Here is an 18,666-nt window from a genome sequence, read left to right as displayed (position 1 = left end):
CAATATACTGGAATCAGGTCTTGGAATATCTTCAAACGGGCTCAGGAGACGTAGTTTGCGTGTGATCCCCCTGTTTTGGTTGCTGTTTCCACTCGGATTGCCCGCCAAAGAGCTGGTGATCTGCGGCACCATGGAGCCCCCGCTCAAGTTTCTCGATGCCGATCAGAAACCCCGTGGGCTCGATGTCGACATCGTCACCGCCATCTTCGACAAGCTGGAGACGCCCTTTCGGATCGAGCTGGCCGACTCCGGTGCCCGCCTCACCCGCAATGCCGAAACCGGCGCCTGCGACCTGGTGATGACCCACTCCTACAAGGCAGAGCGGGAGAGCTATCTCATCTATCCCCAACAGGCACATCTTCGCCACAGCTGGCACTTCTTCGTGCGCAAGACTGACCTACTGAAGATCCGCTACGAAACGCTGGCCGATCTCAAACCCTGGCGCATCGGTGTGACCAAGGATTTCTCCTACACCCCTGAACTGGCAGCGGCCATGACCGACCCTGCCTATCAGTTCCAGGAGATCACCATGAACCAGCTGCAACTGCGCAAACTGCTGGCCGGACGCATCGATACCGTGCCCATGCCACTGGTCACCGCCTTCACCCAAATCAAGGAGGAGGGGCTGACAGGCAAGGTCGATTACCTGCCCAAACCGCTCAAGAGCAGCCCCTACTTCAACACCTGGGCCCGCGCACGGGCGGATGCACAGACCCCCGCCCTGATGGCGGCCTACGATGCCGAACTGCTGCGCATGAAGCGCAACGGCAGCCTCAAGGCCCTCTACGACAAGTACGCCATCCCCTATATCGAACCCTGATCAAGGGGTCAGGGTTTCACATCCCGCAGGATAGGGTTTTGCAGTGAAATCAGGGTTTCAGTGGACTGGATCTCGTCGATGGTCTGGATCTTGTTGATCAGCACTATCTGCAGCTCGTCGATGGAGCGGGTCATCACCTTCATGAAGATGCTGTAGTGGCCCGTGGTGTAGTAGGCCTCCACCACCTCGTCCAGCGCCTGCAGCTTGGCCAATGCCGAGGGGTAATCCTTGGCACTCTTCAGATTGATCCCGATAAAGCAGCAGACGTCGTAACCCAGCTTCTTGGGGTTAACCTGCACCCGTGTCCCCTCGATGATCCCCGCCTGTTTCATCTTCTCCACCCGCACATGGATGGTGCCCGGGCTGACCGCCAGTTGTTTCGCCAGTTCGGCGTAAGGGATCCGCGCATTCTCCATCAGAGCGGTGAGGATGGCCTGATCGAGATTATCGATCCGGTAATTTTCCGGCATTTTTTTGCACTCCCGCTAACGATACCTCATTAAATGACGTCTTATTTTGAAGAAAAAAATACACAAAGCCTATTTCTATTATCGATTATTGAATTTAGTTGGCAATCCGTTGAAGAATCACCACATCCAACGGGGTTTGAAACAGGAATTCAGCATGAAACAGCACTACATTCGCAGCCAACAGCAGATCAGCTTCGTCAAAGAGATGTTCTCCCGCCAACTCGCCCAGCAACTGGGTCTGATGGAGGTGCAAGCCCCCATTCTGAGCCGGGTCGGTGATGGTACTCAGGACAACCTCTCTGGCCACGAGAATGCAGTGCAGGTCAAAGTAAAAACCCTGCCGGATCACAGCTACGAAGTGGTCCATTCACTGGCCAAATGGAAGCGCCAGACCCTGGGTCGCTTCGGTTTCGGCTCGGGCGAAGGGATCTACACCCACATGAAGGCACTGCGTCCGGATGAAGACAAGCTCACCCCCATCCACTCGGTCTACGTAGATCAGTGGGACTGGGAGAAGGTGATGCCGAGTGAGCGCCGCGATCTGGCCTATCTGCAGGAAACCGTGCGCGGCATCTGGGCCGCCATCAAGGCCACCGAGCGCGCAGTCTGCGCCGAACATGAGCTGACCCCCTTCCTGCCAGCCGAGATCCAGTTCCTGCACAGCGAAGAGCTGCTGGCCCGTTACCCGGACCTCGATGCCAAGGGGCGCGAACGTGCCATCGCCAAAGAGCTGGGGGCCGTGTTCCTGATCGGCATCGGCGGTGCCCTCTCCCACGGTGAGCGTCACGATGTGCGCGCCCCGGACTACGACGACTGGAGCAGCCACAGCGAGCTGGGTCTGGCGGGTCTAAACGGTGACATTCTGGTGTGGAACCCGGTACTGCAAGACAGCTTCGAGATCTCCTCCATGGGGATCCGGGTCGATGCCGAGGCGCTGCGCCGCCAGCTGGCTATCACCGGCGACGAGGATCGCCTGCAGTACGACTGGCATCAGGATCTGCTGGCCGCACGGATGCCGCAGACCATCGGCGGCGGCATCGGCCAATCTCGTCTGGCCATGCTGCTGCTGCAAAAAGAGCATATCGGTCAGGTGCAGGTTGGTGTCTGGCCAGCCGAGATGAAAGCAGCCGTGCAAGGCATGTTGTAACGAATGAAGGCCATGCCGGCGCCATCGCAGCCGGCATGGCAACAGGCAGGTGGCCGTCGGGGTTGAGCGAGCGCATCCCCAGCAGGCTGTAAGACGCAAGGCCGTTAGCGGTTTTGTTTCGAAATCGGGGGCTTGCCCCTGCGACCCGCTCAACCCACGTCAGGTCGCGTCACTACATTCCTCCCGGCAATCTTCGGATTGCCGTTTTTTTTACGCCGAAAAACTGTGCTCGAACCCGGCACCGATCTGGCACTGGCGTGGCAACTCCGCCTTTCTGCTGCCAGTGCAGTGGCAGGCAAACAACTGCTCTACCGCCTCTTCCTGCAGATAGGTGCCGAGCGCAGCCGCCCGCTCTGGACCAGAGAACTTCAGGTGCAGGCCACCGATGACGGCATGGATCCGCTCATCGCCACACACCTCCTTGGCCCGCTCGATGATGTTTTCGACCCCGGCATGACCGCAGCCAATAAAGATGATGAGCCCCTGCTCACTCTTGTAGGCCAGCGCCGAGTCGTCGCTGATGAGGTCTTTCTCCACCCGCCCACCCCGCACTATGTAGCCGAGCAGCGAAGGCGCAGCCCGGTCGTGCCGCATGATGCTACCGAGGAACACCAGACGATCCGAGAGCCACACCGGCTCGGCTGAGCAGTGGGGAAGCAAGCCTCTGGCCGGCAGCGACTCCCGAGCCAGCGCCCCCGACAGGCGATAGAGGTTGCGTCGCCAGAAGGGCAGCGACAGGAAGTAGCCCCGCTCGCAAAACACGTCCGGACAGGCGATGAGCGGGATGGGTCTTGGATAGACGGGCAGCGAGCCGACCCCGCCCACATGGTCATAATGACCGTGGGAGAGCACCACATGGGTGAGCGAGGCGAGATCGATCCCCATCACGGCGGCGTTGTGGCACAGCGCCCGGCCACGGCCGCTATCAAACAGCACCCTGAGGCCGTCACACTCCAGCAGCAGCGCCAACCCTCGCTCGGGCAGACAGCCTGGCAGATGAACGTCGTCATCCACCAGCACGGAAAACTTCAGCATCTCGCTTCCCCTGAAAACAAAACGCAGGCACAAGGCCTGCGTTTTTCATCGACAATCCCATTACTGGGTCATGGTGAGGCCGTTGCTGTCGGCCCCCAGCACCAGTTTTTTGCCCGGCACAATGCGGCCGGAGAGCAGGGCCTGCGCCAGCGGGTTCTCCACCTTCTGCTGGATCGCCCGTTTGAGAGGCCGCGCCCCGTAGACGGGGTCGAACCCGGCATGCACCAGCTTCTCGAGCAGCGCTTCGCTCACCTCCACCTCGTAACCCTGAGCCTCCAGTCGCCCCATCAGGCTCTTGAGCTGGATGCGGGCGATGGACTTGATGTGATCCTCGCCAAGCGGATGGAACACCACCGTCTCGTCGATCCGGTTGATAAACTCCGGCCGGAAACTGCGGGTCAGCACATCCATCAGCATGGCCTTCATCTCGTCGTAATCCTTCTCGGAGTGGTGCTCCTGAATCAGATCCGACCCGAGGTTGGAGGTCATGATCACCACCGAGTTGCGGAAATCGACGGTGCGACCCTGACCATCGGTCAGACGGCCATCATCCAGCACCTGCAGCAGGATGTTGAACACATCGGGGTGCGCCTTCTCAACCTCGTCCAGCAGGATCACCGAGTAGGGACGACGGCGCACAGCCTCGGTCAGATAACCACCCTCTTCATAACCCACGTATCCGGGAGGCGCCCCCACCAGACGGGCCACGCTGTGTTTCTCCATGAACTCGGACATATCGATCCGCACCATGGCATCCTGGGTATCGAACAGGAACTCCGCCAGCGCCTTGCACAGCTCGGTCTTGCCCACCCCGGTGGGCCCCAGGAACAGGAAGGAGCCGATAGGGCGATTCGGATCTGAGAGCCCGGCACGGGAGCGGCGAATGGCGTTGGAGACCGCATCGACCGCCTCTTCCTGACCAATCACCCGGCTGTGCAGCTGATCTTCCATCCGCAGCAGCTTGTCGCGCTCCCCTTCCAGCATGCGGGCGACCGGAATACCGGTCCAGCGGGCCAAGACGTCTGCGATCTCCACATCGGTGACCCGGTTGCGCAGCAGACTGGTCTCCTGCATCTCGGCCTGAGTGGCGAGATCCAGCTGTTTCTCCAGTTCAGGAATGCGGCCGTACTGCAGCTCGGACATCCTGCCCAGGTCGCCTGCGCGGCGCGCCACGTCGAGATCCTGACGGGCCTGCTCCAGCGCTGCCTTGATATGCTGGGTGCCGGCGAGGGCTGCCTTCTCGGCCTTCCACACTTCGTCCAGCTCGTTGTATTCCCGATCTTTTTCGCCAATCTCCTGATTGATCAGCTCCAGACGCTTGCGGCTGGCGTCATCGTCCTCTTTCATCAGCGCCTGCTGCTCCAGCTTGAGCTGGATGATGCGCCGCTCGAGACGATCGAGCGCCTCGGGCTTGGAGTCGATCTGCAGCCGGATGCTGGCCGCCGCCTCGTCGATAAGGTCGATGGCCTTGTCCGGCAACTGGCGATCCGCGATATAGCGGTGCGACAGCTGGGCCGCCGCCACGATGGCGGGGTCGGTGATCTGCACATGGTGGTGCAGCTCGTAACGCTCTTTCAGACCGCGCAGGATGGCGATGGTGTCCTCCACGCTCGGCTCTTCTACCAGCACCTTCTGGAAGCGACGCTCAAGCGCTGCATCCTTCTCGATGTACTGACGGTACTCATCCAGAGTAGTGGCTCCGACGCAGTGCAGGTCGCCACGGGCCAGCGCAGGTTTGAGCATGTTGCCCGCGTCCATGGCCCCTTCGCCCTTGCCGGCGCCGACCATGGTGTGCAGCTCGTCGATAAAGAGGATGACGTTGCCCTCCTCCTTGGCGAGATCGGTCAGTACAGCCTTGAGCCGCTCTTCAAACTCACCGCGATACTTGGCACCGGCCACCAGCGCCCCCATGTCCAGCGACAGCACCCGCTTGTTTTTGAGCCCTTCCGGCACTTCGCCGTTGATGATGCGCTGAGCCAGTCCCTCGACGATGGCGGTTTTACCGACACCGGGGGCACCGATCAGCACAGGGTTGTTCTTGGTACGGCGTTGCAGCACCTGAATGGTACGGCGGATCTCGTCATCACGGCCGATCACCGGGTCAAGTTTGCCGATCTCGGCCCGCTCGGTCAGATCGATGGTGTACTTCTCCAGCGCCTGACGGTTCTCCTCGGCGTTGGCATCCTCCACCTTCTTGCCGCCACGCACCTTGTCGATGGCCGCTTCGAGCTTCTCTTTGGTCAGCCCCTGAGCACGCAACAGCTCGCCCAGCGTCCCCTTCTCGTCGAGGGCCGCCAGCACGAACAGTTCGGAGGAGATGAACTGATCCTTGCGCTGCTGGGCCAGTTTGTCGCAGACGTTGAGCAGGCGGCCGAGGCCGTTGGAGAGCTGCACGTCCCCTTCCACGCCGCTGACGCGCGGCAGGCGATCCAGCTCCTCGCCGAGGCGGGAGCGCAGGGCATTGATATCCATCCCGGTCAGGGTGAGCAGCGGACGGATAGAGCCGCCATCCTGATTGACCAGTGCGGTCATCAGATGAACGGGTTCGATGAATTGGTGATCACGACCCAGCGCAAGAGACTGGGCATCGGAAATAGCAATCTGGAATTTGCTGGTAAGGCGATCGAGGCGCATTGCACTCCCCCTTCAAACAGGCAGACGCCGCTTGCGCGGCAAACAACTTAACTTTCTAAGATGAAAGATGAGGCCCGTACGGGCTATTTCAAGGGCATGGGCTGGTTATTTTTTCTGCAAAGCGGAGAGAGGGCAGGATCCCCGCCTCTCTCATACGGATCTGTTCTTGAGAGAGACGGGCTATTACTTGGCGGGTGATTGCTTAGCGGGCCAACCAGATGAGGGAGGCCATCCGGCCGGTCTGGCCGTTGCGACGATAGGAGTAAAACTGCTCGCTGTCGCTGAAGGTACAGTATTCGCCACCATAGACGGCGGTGACACCTGCGCGGGCGAGGCGCAGCCGAGCCAGCTGGTAGATATCCGCCAGCCATTTCCCCTCATTGGACGAGGGGACGAACGCCGCCTCTGCTTCAGCCTGCTCCGCCATAAAGGCCTCGCGCACCTCGCCACCCACTTCAAACGCGGTGGGGCCGATGGCCGGGCCAAGCCAGGCCAGGATCTCGCCCGGCTCGCAGCCCATGGCGGCGATGCTCGCCTCCAATACGCCCTCTTTCAGGCCACGCCAGCCTGCGTGGGCGGCGGCCACCACGGTACCGGCCCGATCGCAGAACAGCACCGGCAGACAGTCGGCAGTCATCACGATGCAGGCCTGATCCGCCTCATGGGCGCAGGCAGCATCGGCATCCGGTGCTTGCTGATAATGGCTGCTGACCGGATGAACTACGGTGCCGTGCACCTGATTGAGCCAGTTGAGGGGCCCCGGGATGGCGGCCGCCTGCTGCAAGCGGGCGCGATTGGCCTCGACTCGCGCCGGTTCGTCATCCACGTGGGCGCCCAGATTGAGACCGGCAAAGGCCCCTTCACTGACGCCGCCATCCCGGGTGGTCGACAACGCCCTGACACACGCCGGGGCTGGCCAGTCGGGTTCGATCCATTTCATCTGTGACTCCTTCAATTCACCGATATAAAAACGGGGCTCCTGCAAGGGAACCCCGTTTGGCATCTGTTCGGGCCGGATGACGCCAGAAACCGACGCAGCAGGCCCGATCGCATCAGTTCCAGACTAAATCATCCGGATTGGCGAGCGTATCCGCGCGCAGCACTTCCATCAGCTCCACCATGTCTTGCGGTGTAGCTGAGTGCCACTGCATCACTTCCCCCGTGATGGGGTGAGCCAGTTGCAGCATGGTGGCATGCAGCGCCTGACGGTTGAAGTTACGCAGTGCCTGGGTCAGCTCGGGGGTCGCGTTGCGCAGCGGGCGCAGACGACCACCATAAGCGGGATCACCCACCAGCGGGTGTTTGATATGCGCCATGTGGACACGGATCTGGTGGGTACGGCCGGTCTCCAGACGCAGACGCAGACGGGTGTGGCCACGGAACTTCTCGTGAACCCGGTAGTGAGTCACTGAGGGACGGCCATTGGGCACCACGGCCATGTGGGTACGCTGGGTCGGGTGACGGCCGATGGGCGCATCGACGGTGCCACCTGCGGTCATATGACCGATGGCGATCGCTTCGTACTCACGGGTGATCTGGCGCGCCTGCAACGCTTCCACCAGATGGGTCTGGGCGGGTACGGTTTTGGCAACCACCATCAAACCTGTGGTGTCTTTATCCAGACGGTGCACGATACCGGCGCGGGGTACCTCGGCAATGCCGGGGTAGCGGTGCAGCAGGGCGTTGAGGATGGTGCCATCCGGCGTACCTGCGCCCGGGTGAACCACCAGACCGGCCGGTTTGTCGATCACCAGAATGTGTTCATCTTCATAAACGATGTTGAGCTCGATATCCTGGGCATCCCAGCGAGTATCATCTTCCAGCTCGACATTCACATGCACCTGCTGCCCAGCCAGAATCTTCTCGCGCGGGGTGTTGGCAACCTGACCGTCCAGGGTCACTCTGTCCTGTAAAATCCACTCCTTGATGCGGGTGCGGGAGTAGTCTGGAAACAATTCGGCCAGGGCCTGGTCGAGTCGCTGCCCGAATTGGTGATCCTGGAATTCGCCTGTCAGTTCAATATGCTGGCTCATGTATGGTCTCTTGAGCGGGGGGTATCAATTCGAAATAATCCGGGTATTCTAGCTTTTCTTTTAGCCAAGCATAACGGATACTTTGCCAATTTCGTGGAAATGGACCGGATGTTGTTGATGGGAAAGAAGTCTCACCTGCTGATGTCGCTCGCCTTGGTCGCTACCTTGATCACAGGCTGTTCCAGCACCAAACCCAAGGTACCCGACGAACCGCCGGAGACCCTGTACCAGAAAGCACGCCTCAAACTGGACGTTGGCAATTACGTGCAAGCCACTGAATTGCTGGAGGCTTTGGACTCTCGCTACCCGTTCGGCGCCTACTCCAACCAGGTGCAGCTTGACCTCATCTATGCCTACTACAAGCAGGATGATACCGCTCAGGCGATCGCCAATATCGACCGTTTTATCCGCCTCAATCCGGCGCATAAAAATATCGATTACGTCTTCTATATGCGCGGCCTGACCAACATGGCGGCGGATTACAACTTCTTCCAGAGCCTGTTCGGCATCGGTCGTGACGACAAAGACCCGGCTTATGCCCGTCAGGCATTCCAGGATTTCAAGACCCTGTTGCAGAACTACCCCAACAGCGTCTATGCCGCCGATGCCCGCGCCCGCATGATTGGCCTGAAGAATCGTCTGGCCCGATATGACCTGAGCGTGGCCGAGTATTACGTGAAGCGTGATGCACTGGTCGCTGCCGCCAACCGGGCCAAGCTGATTGTCGAAACCTACCCCGACACAGCCGAAACCGAGAAGGCGCTGGAGATCATGGTCGAGTCTTACGACGCTCTGAAGATGCCGCAGTTGGCCAAGCATGCCCGCGAAGTGCTGGCCAAGAACTACCCGGAGAACCGCCTCGGCCGTGGCTGAGTGATACGGATAAACCGGTAACAAAAAACCGATGCCTTGGCATCGGTTTTTTTATCGCTGCAATTTACCCTCAGCTGTTACCCGCAGATTGCTCTGCAGAGCTGGGGCAACGTAACGGCGCCTTCCCAGCGCCGTCCGTCATCGCAACGCTTACTTCGCGACATTACCCGCCACGTTCAGGGCATCCCAGGTACGGGAGAAGGGCGGCGCGTAAGCAAAGTCCAGCATGCCGAGCTGCTCGGTGGTCACCCCCATGGTGATAGCCACTGCCAGCGCATCGATGCGGTGGACCGCCCCCTTGCGACCGAGGATCTGACCACCCAACAGCCGCTTGCTGCCCGCCTCATAGACCAGCTTGACGTGGATATCGGACTGACCCGGGCAGTAGTTGGTGTGGCACTTGTCCTTGATCACCACGGTGCGATAGTCGATCCCCATCGCCTTGGCTTCCTGCTCGGAGAGGCCGGTACGGCCCGCCTCCAGCCCCAGCACCTTGAGCGCGGCGGAACCCAGAGTGCCGGGGAACTCCTGCTCGGCACCCGCCAGATTCTCGCCTACCATGCGCCCCAGCTTGTTGGCGATGGTGGCGAGCGGCACATAGACCTGCTGCTGCTTCACGCTGTGCCAGACGCTGGCACAGTCACCGGCCGACCAGACGTTGGCGAGCGAGCTACGCCCCTGACGGTCCACCTTGATGGCGCCGTTGCCGAGCCGCTCGATGCCGGTGTCGGCCAGAAACTCGGTGTTGGGCTTGACCCCGGTGCAGACCACCACGATATCGGCCTCGTACTCGCCCTGGCTGGTTCGCACGCCGGTCACCCGGCCATCCCCCAGCAGTGCTTCAACTCGCTCACCCAGATGGAGAGAGACCCCCTGCGCGCGCAGTTCGGTTTCGATGTGCTGGGTGATCTCGCCATCAAACGCGTCGGGGATGACCCGATCCGCCAGCTCGATCAGGCGCACCTCTTTGCCCTGATGGACCAGCGCCTCGACCACTTCCAGCCCGATAAAGCCGGAGCCGATCACCACGGCGCGGCGATTATTCTTGTCTTGCACCGCAGCTTTGAGCGCCAGCCCGTCGGCCATCCGGCGCAGACCGAATACCCCTTGCTGCTGCAGACCGGGGATGGGGGGCATCACTTCGCGGGCGCCGGTGGCGATCATCAGCCGATCGTAGCGATCGGTGAAGGTGTCGCCGTTGTGCTCAACTGTCAGCGTCTGCGCGGCAGCATCCAGACTCAGCACCCGATGGCCAATCTTGACCTCGATCCCCTTGGCGGCGAACTGCTCGGGGGTGAACTCGGCCATGTAGCCGGGCTCCTGAAACTCGTCGCCGACGAAGTAGGGCAGGCCGCAGGCACCGAAAGAGATCACCTCGGAGGCCTCATACACCACGATGTCGGCATCTTTGGCCAGACGGCGTGCCTTGGCCGCCGCGCTCATACCGGCGGCTTCGCCACCGATGATCAGAATTCTCATTGTTTTTCCTCTCAATGGCGCAGGGAGGGCATGCCCTCCCTGCGGTCTATGACGGGAAAGAGTCGCCCCTTTCCACGGGCAGATCAACCGACAGCAAATCAGACGGTGGACTCTTCGCCGTCCAGACTCACTTCGTGATCGCTGTTGAACACATGCATGTCGGTCTCGCCCATCAGGCGGCTGGTCACCGTCCCTGCGGTGATGGAGCCTGAAACGTTGAGCGCGGTACGGCCCATGTCGATCAGCGGCTCGATGGAGATGAGCAGACCGGCCAGCGCCACCGGGAAGTCCAGCGCGGAGAGCACGATCAGCGCGGCAAAAGTGGCGCCGCCGCCAATCCCGGCCACCCCGAAGGAGCTGACGGTGATGATGGCGATCAGGGTCATGATAAAGCCGGGATCCATCGGGTTAACCCCGACGGTCGGGGCAATCATCACGGCCAGCATGGCCGGATAGATACCGGCACAGCCGTTCTGGCCGATGGTGGAACCGAAGGAGGCGGCGAAGTTGGCGATCCCCTCAGGAATACCCAGCGACTTGGTCTGGGTCTGCACGTTCATCGGGATGGAGCCCGCACTGGTACGGGAGGTGAAGGCAAACGCCAGCACCGGAGTGATCTTCTTGAGGAAGCGCAGCGGGTTGATGCCGACCATGCTCACCAGCAGCAGGTGCACGACAAACATGATGGCAATGGCGCCGTAAGAGGCCATCACAAAGCTGAGCAGGTTGAGGATGTCAGCATAGTTGGAGCCGGAGACCACCTTGGTCATCAGCGCCAGCACGCCGAACGGGGTCAGGCGCAGCACCAGAGTCACCATTCGCATCACGATGGCATGAGCCACGGCCACGAAGTGGCTGAAGCTGGCGAAGATCTCCGGCTTCTTGCGGGCGATGCCGGTGGCGGAGAGGCCGATGAAGATGGAAAAGATCACCACGGCGATGGTGGAGGTCTTGCGGGCCCCGGTCATGTCGAGGAAGGGGTTGGCGGGAATGAACTCCAGCATCATCTTGGCGAAAGACATGCTCTCGACGCTGCCGAGGGTGGTCTGCAGCGCGGCGCCCCGGGCGCTCTCGGCGGCACCGGAGGTGAGCCCTTCAGCGGTCAGGCCAAACAGGTTGGACATCAGGATGCCCGCCCCGGCGGCGATGGCGGTGGTGAAGATAAGCACGCCTATGGTCATGGCGCTGATCTTACCCAGCGCAGTGCCACCATTGAGCTTCAAGATAGCGCTGATGATGGAAACCATGATCAGCGGGATGATGATCATCTGCAGCAGCTTCACATAGCCGCTACCCACGATATCCAGATAGTCGATGGTCTGAACAATGACGGACGAACCTGCACCGTAAAGCAGTTGCAATGCGGCGCCGAACAGAATACCGAGCCCCAGACCGGCAAATACCCGGCGGGTGAAGCTCACATGTTTTTCCTGTAACCGGTAGAGAAAGAACAGCAAGATGGCGGCGATGGCCAGATTGCCGATAACGCTAAATGTCATGGTATGACTCCCCAAAAAGCGGGCTTGGGCCCGAGAAACAAGAGCAAGCGCCATGCTTGCCCTGGCAACCGTGTCAGACGGTCTGCGCCGTCGTGACAAGAACAAGGGGGTCTATCGCCCCCTTGTCACAGATTCACTGCTTCTGCTGTTTCGCTCGCATGATGTTGATGATTTCGATGTCGGTATCCAGCATCCCCTCTTTGGAGAGGCGGCCCAGATTGGCGATGGTCTGGTCCACATCGTCGGAGACGATCCCCTCGCTCTGGGGGACATGCAGGTTGTTGATGGCCATCAGCGAGGACTTTACCGCCGCCGAGGTGGAGGTGGAGACCTTCATGGAGCAGGCGCTGCCCGCGCCGTCGCAGATGATGCCGGAGACATCGCCAATCATGTTGTTGATGCAGTGGCTGATCTGCTGATACTGGCCGCCCAGCAGCCAGGTGATGGCGGCACCGGCACCCATGGCGGCGGTACTGGCCGCGCAGAGGGCTGACAGCTTGTTCTGATAGGTCTTGATGTAGATGGCCACCAGATGGCTCATCACCAGTGCCCGGGTCAGCTGCTCGTCGCTCGCCTTGAGGAAGCGGGCAGCCGCGACCACAGGCATGGTGGCGGCAATGCCCTGATTACCCGAGCCCGAGTTGGACATGGCGGGCAGCATGGCGCCATCCATTCGCGCATCGGAGGCAGCAGAGGAGAGGCGCATCGCCAGGGTCATCAGGTCATCGGAGAGCAGCTTGCGCTCCACCTGTTCGGTGAGGATCTTGCCGATCTTCAGGCCGTAACCCTGCAACCCTTCATCTGCCAGCGCCTGATTCATGGTGGCGGCCTCGCGGATAAAGTCGATCTCCGCCAGCGGCACTTCCAATGCAAAATCGACGATCTCCCGCAGGGTCATGGCCGGTTTGGCGGATTTGGCCGGCTGGATCTGCACGCCGGGAGCGCTGGCCTGCTCCATCAGCACCTCGCCATCCTTCTCCATCAGGATGATGCGAGTGTGGTCGGTACAGATCACCACCCGGGCACTGTGCCCTTCAACTTCGGCCAGCACCTCGGCGTAGAGCACGTCCGGCACATCCTTCACATCCACCTTGATCACCGGCAGCAGCGCCTTGGCCGCCTCGACCTGGGCCGGGGTGAGAGTCTTTAGCACCTCCAGCCCGGCATCGGGATTGCCGCCGGTGATGCCGACCGCAGCGGCCACCGGCAGACCGATCATGCCGGTGCCCGGCACCCCGACCCCCATGCCATTCTTGAACAGATTGCCACTGACCCAGACGCTGATGCGGGTCGGGGTCTCCCCCAGCAGCTTGCGGCAGTTGGCCGCCGCCAGCGCCACCGACATCGGCTCGGTACAGCCCAGGGCCGGCACCACTTCACGCTTGAGCAGGGTAATAAAGTCGGTCCATTGTGCTTTCATCGCAGTGTTTCTCATGTTCAGGGTGCCCGCAGGCAGTTATTGCTTGTTCAGATCCGCCTTGTAGTTGCGGATATGCAGATAAACAGTATGACGGGAGATGCCGAGCATCCGGGCAACCAGCTGGGCCGCCTCCTTGATCTCGAAGATCCCCATGTCGAAGAGCCGGGTCACTATCTCCTTGTTGCGCACCGTGCAGGAGAGCGAATCGTCCCGATCCACCTTCTCAATCACCTGAGTCACCAGATCATCCACCGAGCAGGCAAAGGTCTCGTTGTTGAGCGGCGCCGGTGCCGCGGGCAGCGCAAAAGTATCGAGCAGGCTGCCAAGGGAGGTATCCAGACTGAAGTTCACGCAGAGCATGCCGATGGGCTTGCCCTGCCGGTTGCTGATAGTGATGGAGGAGGACTTCATCAGCGTCCCGTCGCGGGTACGGCTGAAGTAGCTGCTCCACTGGCTGCCCGCCTCCCCCTGCAAGCGGTTGAGGGCAAAGTCGGTGACCGGCGCCCCCTCCCGACGACCGGTGACATGGCCGTTGGCAATCTTGATAACCGATGCATCCAGCGTATCGAACGCATGCAACACCACCTCGCACCCTGCGCCAAACAGCGCGGCCAGCGCCTCGACCGCGGGCTCGAAACTGGCGATCAGATGACGTTCTTCATCCGTTAACGAATTGATCTGGTCAGTGGTGGCTGCTGTGGACATATATGAGTAACTTTGAGTAAACCGCAGTTGATTCTACTATCAACAAGATCAACTAATGTTGAGCGACATCCCCATTTTGCTCGCCATTATGCCCACCTTTTAACAAAGTGCGACAAATTGTGAAGCGGCGCACAGCAGGGCGGCAACTTAGAGGTGATAGCGAGCCAGCAACTGCTTGTAGGCGGGAGTCTGTTTGAACGCCTTGAGGGCAGAGGAGAAACGGATAGCCAGCTGGTCGTGGCCGGGCTTGTGGGTAAACGCGAGGAAGTTGCGGTTGTCGTCGGTCAGCAGGCGCGAGCCGTGGTTCACCTGATCCTGCAGCCCCTGGGTATGCAGCAAGTAGCGACCGACCCGCTCGTTGAGCACCACCCCGTCCAGCCGACCGGCCATCATCAAATGCAGCTGTTTGATGGCATTCCCCTCCCCCGTCATCGGCATCCGGATCACCCCGGGATCGGTCAGAAAATCGGGGCTGTAGGCATAATCTTCCTGAATACCTATCCGCAGACCCTTGAGGTCGGAGAGCTGACTGAAATCTACCGGACGAGCCGTCGGATAGAAGAGCACTTCACCGCTATAAGAGAGCGGCTCTTCGGGGTAGTGGAGCCAGTGCTGGCGGGAAGGTTCAAAGAAGACATCGAGCACCGCATCCCCCTGTCTGAGACGGGCCTGCTGCAGAACCCGCTTCCAGGGCAGCACCCTGATTTCAGTGCGATAACCCATCTGGCGCAACACGGTACAGGCCAGATCGAGATCGGCGCCAGCCAGCTCGCCATTGTCACCACGCATCACATAAGGGGGCCACAGTTCGGTCAGCAGCGTCAGAGTCGGCGGCTCGTTCGTCGCCACGGCCGAACCAGCACCAAACAGGGAGGCCAGCAGCCAGCCGTACAACCCGATCCTTCGCCAACCCTGACACCACATCATGGAGATCCCTCATGGTCCGTATGGATTGAGGATATACAAGGGATGAGCAATAAAAAAGGAGGCCGAAGCCTCCTTGATATCCACTCTCTGAATGGCACTTACAGTGCTTTCAGGATTGCCTCGACGCTGGCCTTGGCATCGCCAAACAGCATCTGGGTATTTTCCTTGAAGAACAGCGGGTTCTGGACACCGGCGTAGCCAGTGTTCATGGAACGCTTGAAGCCGATGACGTTCTGCGCTTTCCATACTTCCAGCACCGGCATACCGGCGATCGGGCTGCCCGGATCTTCCATCGCGGCCGGGTTGACGGTGTCGTTGGCACCAATCACCAGCACGGTATCGGTATCGGCGAAGTCGTCGTTGATCTCGTCCATTTCCAGCACGATGTCATACGGGACTTTCGCTTCCGCCAGCAGCACGTTCATGTGGCCAGGCAGACGACCGGCAACCGGGTGGATACCGAAGCGCACCTTGACGCCACGATCACGCAGCTTCTGGGTGATTTCAGCCACCGGATACTGGGCCTGCGCCACCGCCATACCGTAGCCCGGGGTGATGATGACGGAGCTGGAGTTCTTCAGCAGGTCAGCCACTTCCTCGGCGCTGGTTTCGCGGTATTCGCCCATCTCCTGATCAGCCGTGGAGGCCACGCCATCGGAGCCGAAGCCACCGGCGATCACGGAGATGAAGGAGCGGTTCATCGCCTTACACATGATGTAAGAGAGGATCGCACCGGAGGAACCCACCAGAGCACCGGTGACGATCAGCAGGTCGTTGGAGAGCATGAAGCCCGCCGCCGCTGCCGCCCAACCGGAGTAGGAGTTCAGCATGGAGACCACGACCGGCATGTCTGCGCCACCGATGGAGGCAACCAGATGCCAGCCGAAGGCGAAGGCGATCAGGGTCATCACCAGCAGGGCGAAGGTAGAGCCGCCCGCGTTGACGAAGTAGACCATCAGCGCCAACGAGGCGACCACGGCCAGCAGGTTCAGCTTGTGGCGGTGCGGCAGCATCAGCGGCTTGGAGGAGATGAGACCACGCAGTTTGCCGAAGGCAACCACGGAACCGGTGAAGGTTACGGCACCGATGAAGACGCCCAGGAAGATCTCGACCAGATGGATGTTCAGCATGGCGCCGGTCAGGTGCTCGACCTGAGCAACGCTGTTGGCCTGCTCGAACGCCGCACGGGCGGCTGCCAAGGTGGCATCCAGATTGGAACCGACGGAGACGACGACCTCAGCAGGTGCAGAGGGGTGCAGATCGATGAAGCTGTTGAAGCCCACCAGCACTGCCGCCATACCCACGAAGCTGTGCAGCACGGCCACCAGCTCGGGCATCTCGGTCATTTCGACCTTGAGCGCCAGACGCACGCCGATGGCACCGCCGATCACCATGGCCAGAATGATCCAGTGAACGCCACTGGTCTCCGGGTTGAATACGGTGGCGAGCAGGGCGATAGCCATACCCGCGATACCGAACAGGTTGCCATGCTTGGCCGTTTCTTGCTTCGACAGTCCCGCGAGACTGAGGATGAAGAGCACGGCGGCAACGATATAGGATGCTGTTACCAGTCCTTGAGACACGTTAAACCCCCTTAATCCTTACGGAACATCTTCAGCATGCGCTGAGTGACGGTGAAGCCGCCGAAGATGTTGATACTGGCAATCAGCACGGCGATGAACGCCAGCGCGGTAACCAGGGTCGACCCTTGCCCGATCTGCAGCAGGGCACCGACCACGATAATGCCGGAGATGGCATTGGTGACCGACATCAGCGGCGTGTGCAGGGCGTGAGAGACGTTCCACACCACGTAGTAACCGACCACACAGGCCAGGATGAATACGGTGAAGTGGGAGAGGAAGGCTGCCGGGGCAACGGAGGCGATCCAGCCGAAGGCGGCGATGCCGAGGGCACCGAACACGAACTTCTTGTTGGAGGGCTTGGCCTCTTCCTTCTTGGCTGCCGGTTTGGCGGCGGCCGGTTTCTGCGGGGCAGCAGAGACGGAGATGGCGGGCGGCGGGAAGGTCACTTCACCGGCCTGGATCACCGTCATGTTGCGCTGAACCACGTCTTCGAAGTCGATGGCAACGTTGCCGTCCTTCTCCTTGCACATCAGCTTCATCAGGTTGACCAGGTTGGTACCGTAGAGCTGGGAGGATTGGGCAGGCAGACGACCCGGCAGATCGGTGTAACCGATCACCTTGACGCCGTTGTCGGTGACATGCAGCTCACCCGGCACTGTGTATTCACAGTTACCGCCAGCCTGAGCGGCCATGTCCACGATGACGGAGCCCGGCTTCATGCTGTCGACCATCTCTTTGGTGATCAGCTTGGGAGCCGGCTTGCCCGGGATCAGGGCGGTGGTGATGATGATGTCCACCTCTTTGGCCTGCTGGGCGAACAGCTCCATCTCGGCCTTGATGAACTCATCGGACATCACTTTGGCGTAACCATCGCTGGATGCGCCATCTTCGCCACCGAAGTCCAGCTTGAGGAATTCCCCACCCATGGATTCGATCTGCTCGGCCACTTCCAGACGGGTGTCGAAAGCACGCACGATGGCACCGAGGGAACCGGCAGTACCGATGGCAGCCAGACCGGCAACACCGGCACCGATCACCAGTACCTTGGCAGGCGGCACTTTACCGGCTGCGGTGATTTGACCGGTGAAGAAGCGACCGAACTGGTGCGCAGCTTCAACCACGGCGCGATAGCCACCGATGTTGGCCATGGAGGAGAGGGCATCGAGGGACTGGGCACGGGAGATCCGCGGCACCATATCCATCGCCATCACATTGATGTTGCGCTCGGACAGCTTCTTGACCAGCTCAGGGTTCTGGGCAGGCCAGATGAAGCTCACCAGAGTGGCGCCATCTTTAATTTGTGCGATCTCGGCATCGGTCGGCGCATTGACCTTGAAGATAAGGTCGGCTTGCCAGACATTCGGCACCACGCTGGCACCGGCAGCCTCGAAGGCGGCATCATCGAAGCTGGCCGACAGGCCTGCGCCGGTCTCGATGGCGACCTCGAAGCCGAGCTTTTTCAGCTGCTCGACGGTAGCCGGGGTCGCTGCGACCCGGGTCTCACCGGCGAGACTCTCTCTCGGTATTCCAATCTGCATGACTATTCCCTGATGGTTAATAAACAATCGCTGCCCAGTGTCTCACTTCTGACGAAACAAGACATGACCAAAGTGCAGGTCCAGGGCTCTTTGTTATGAAAATCAGTAGGCTTTACCTCAACCTCCTGTCATGGTCAGGCCCCCGCTTTTCAGGCGCGAAGGTGATTAGTATCAAATTTTGGAGTTTTATTACAACCGCAGTCCCGACGGCACTCGTACAGAATTCAGCCCATCCCTGGCTACGATTAAAAAAAACAAACCAAATTAGAGGCTTATACCAGTAAAAACGGCTGAAAAAAGTGATCCAACCAGTCAAAAAAAATGTTTTACCGGCCCTCTATCTTAGCGTTTTTTGTTCTTACGAAATCCGCTTTCGTCTCACTTCTCGCAGCGAAACGCCGAAAAGTAACATTTTCCCAACAAAAGCGGGGCCTCTCAGCCGCCAGATGGCGGGAGAGGGCCCCGACAATTCAATCGTTTCGCCCGTTTGGCGCCGATTGGCG

The 18,666-nt window shown here is 60.3% G+C and carries 15 protein-coding genes; 3 read left to right on the top strand and 12 right to left on the bottom strand.

The window, feature by feature from the left end:
* The first annotated feature begins 55 nt into the window (after positions 1 to 55).
* On the top strand, positions 56 to 820 hold the full coding sequence (locus tag AB5Y86_RS18560) for a substrate-binding periplasmic protein (protein ID WP_368193755.1): 765 nt from the start codon (positions 56 to 58) through the stop codon (positions 818 to 820).
* A gap of 8 nt (positions 821 to 828) precedes the next feature.
* Here AB5Y86_RS18560 and asnC read toward each other — a convergent pair whose 3' ends face one another.
* Positions 829 to 1,290, bottom strand: coding sequence for a transcriptional regulator AsnC (asnC, locus tag AB5Y86_RS18555; RefSeq protein ID WP_005339783.1), 462 nt, complete (start codon positions 1,288 to 1,290; stop codon positions 829 to 831).
* Between the two features lie 154 nt (positions 1,291 to 1,444).
* Between asnC and asnA the strand changes: the two genes are divergently transcribed.
* Positions 1,445 to 2,437 (top strand): aspartate--ammonia ligase, encoded by a 993-nt coding sequence (gene asnA / locus AB5Y86_RS18550; RefSeq protein ID WP_368193754.1) that lies wholly within the window; start codon positions 1,445 to 1,447, stop codon positions 2,435 to 2,437.
* A 210-nt stretch (positions 2,438 to 2,647) separates the two neighbouring features.
* Here asnA and AB5Y86_RS18545 read toward each other — a convergent pair whose 3' ends face one another.
* From AB5Y86_RS18545 to rluD, 4 genes are all read right to left on the bottom strand, one after another.
* On the bottom strand, positions 2,648 to 3,472 hold the full coding sequence (locus AB5Y86_RS18545; RefSeq protein WP_368193752.1) for an MBL fold metallo-hydrolase: 825 nt from the start codon (positions 3,470 to 3,472) through the stop codon (positions 2,648 to 2,650).
* 60 nt (positions 3,473 to 3,532) lie between these two features.
* Complete coding sequence (gene clpB, locus AB5Y86_RS18540) at positions 3,533 to 6,106, bottom strand: ATP-dependent chaperone ClpB (protein ID WP_158113523.1); 2,574 nt, start codon at positions 6,104 to 6,106, stop codon at positions 3,533 to 3,535.
* 202 nt (positions 6,107 to 6,308) lie between these two features.
* On the bottom strand, positions 6,309 to 7,046 hold the full coding sequence (gene pgeF, locus AB5Y86_RS18535) for a peptidoglycan editing factor PgeF (RefSeq protein WP_368193750.1): 738 nt from the start codon (positions 7,044 to 7,046) through the stop codon (positions 6,309 to 6,311).
* Positions 7,047 to 7,158: 112 nt separating this feature from the next.
* Entirely contained in the window at positions 7,159 to 8,139 is a 981-nt protein-coding gene (gene rluD, locus AB5Y86_RS18530; RefSeq protein WP_005339771.1) for a 23S rRNA pseudouridine(1911/1915/1917) synthase RluD, read from the bottom strand.
* A gap of 117 nt (positions 8,140 to 8,256) precedes the next feature.
* On the opposite strand from rluD, the gene AB5Y86_RS18525 reads away from it, so the two are divergent.
* Complete coding sequence (locus AB5Y86_RS18525) at positions 8,257 to 9,012, top strand: outer membrane protein assembly factor BamD (protein WP_005339769.1); 756 nt, start codon at positions 8,257 to 8,259, stop codon at positions 9,010 to 9,012.
* Positions 9,013 to 9,162: 150 nt separating this feature from the next.
* Here the strand turns inward: AB5Y86_RS18525 and AB5Y86_RS18520 are convergent, their stop codons facing one another.
* The 7 genes from AB5Y86_RS18520 to pntA all read right to left on the bottom strand — a co-directional run bounded on the left by AB5Y86_RS18520 (position 9,163) and on the right by pntA (position 18,163).
* Positions 9,163 to 10,491, bottom strand: coding sequence for a CoA-disulfide reductase (locus AB5Y86_RS18520; RefSeq protein ID WP_368193748.1), 1,329 nt, complete (start codon positions 10,489 to 10,491; stop codon positions 9,163 to 9,165).
* Between the two features lie 98 nt (positions 10,492 to 10,589).
* Positions 10,590 to 11,990: an L-cystine transporter gene (locus AB5Y86_RS18515; protein WP_005339766.1), complete on the bottom strand. Its 1,401-nt coding sequence runs from the start codon at positions 11,988 to 11,990 to the stop codon at positions 10,590 to 10,592.
* A 133-nt stretch (positions 11,991 to 12,123) separates the two neighbouring features.
* Positions 12,124 to 13,425 (bottom strand): serine dehydratase subunit alpha family protein, encoded by a 1,302-nt coding sequence (locus tag AB5Y86_RS18510; protein WP_201905830.1) that lies wholly within the window; start codon positions 13,423 to 13,425, stop codon positions 12,124 to 12,126.
* Positions 13,426 to 13,446: 21 nt separating this feature from the next.
* A complete protein-coding gene (locus tag AB5Y86_RS18505) occupies positions 13,447 to 14,115 on the bottom strand; it encodes a transcriptional regulator (RefSeq protein ID WP_201905828.1) in 669 nt (222 codons plus the stop codon).
* Between the two features lie 147 nt (positions 14,116 to 14,262).
* Positions 14,263 to 15,042: a substrate-binding periplasmic protein gene (locus AB5Y86_RS18500; RefSeq protein WP_368193747.1), complete on the bottom strand. Its 780-nt coding sequence runs from the start codon at positions 15,040 to 15,042 to the stop codon at positions 14,263 to 14,265.
* 98 nt (positions 15,043 to 15,140) lie between these two features.
* The gene (pntB, locus tag AB5Y86_RS18495; protein WP_005339759.1) at positions 15,141 to 16,625 is read right to left on the bottom strand and encodes a Re/Si-specific NAD(P)(+) transhydrogenase subunit beta; all 1,485 of its coding nucleotides are present in this window, start codon (positions 16,623 to 16,625) and stop codon (positions 15,141 to 15,143) included.
* 11 nt (positions 16,626 to 16,636) lie between these two features.
* Positions 16,637 to 18,163, bottom strand: coding sequence for a Re/Si-specific NAD(P)(+) transhydrogenase subunit alpha (gene pntA, locus AB5Y86_RS18490; RefSeq protein ID WP_019446577.1), 1,527 nt, complete (start codon positions 18,161 to 18,163; stop codon positions 16,637 to 16,639).
* Positions 18,164 to 18,666 lie beyond the last annotated feature (503 nt).

The organism is Aeromonas sp. s8, assembly GCF_040907785.1.
Taxonomy (GTDB): Bacteria; Pseudomonadota; Gammaproteobacteria; order Enterobacterales; family Aeromonadaceae; genus Aeromonas; species Aeromonas veronii.
This window is presented reverse-complemented; position numbering and strand designations above follow the sequence as displayed.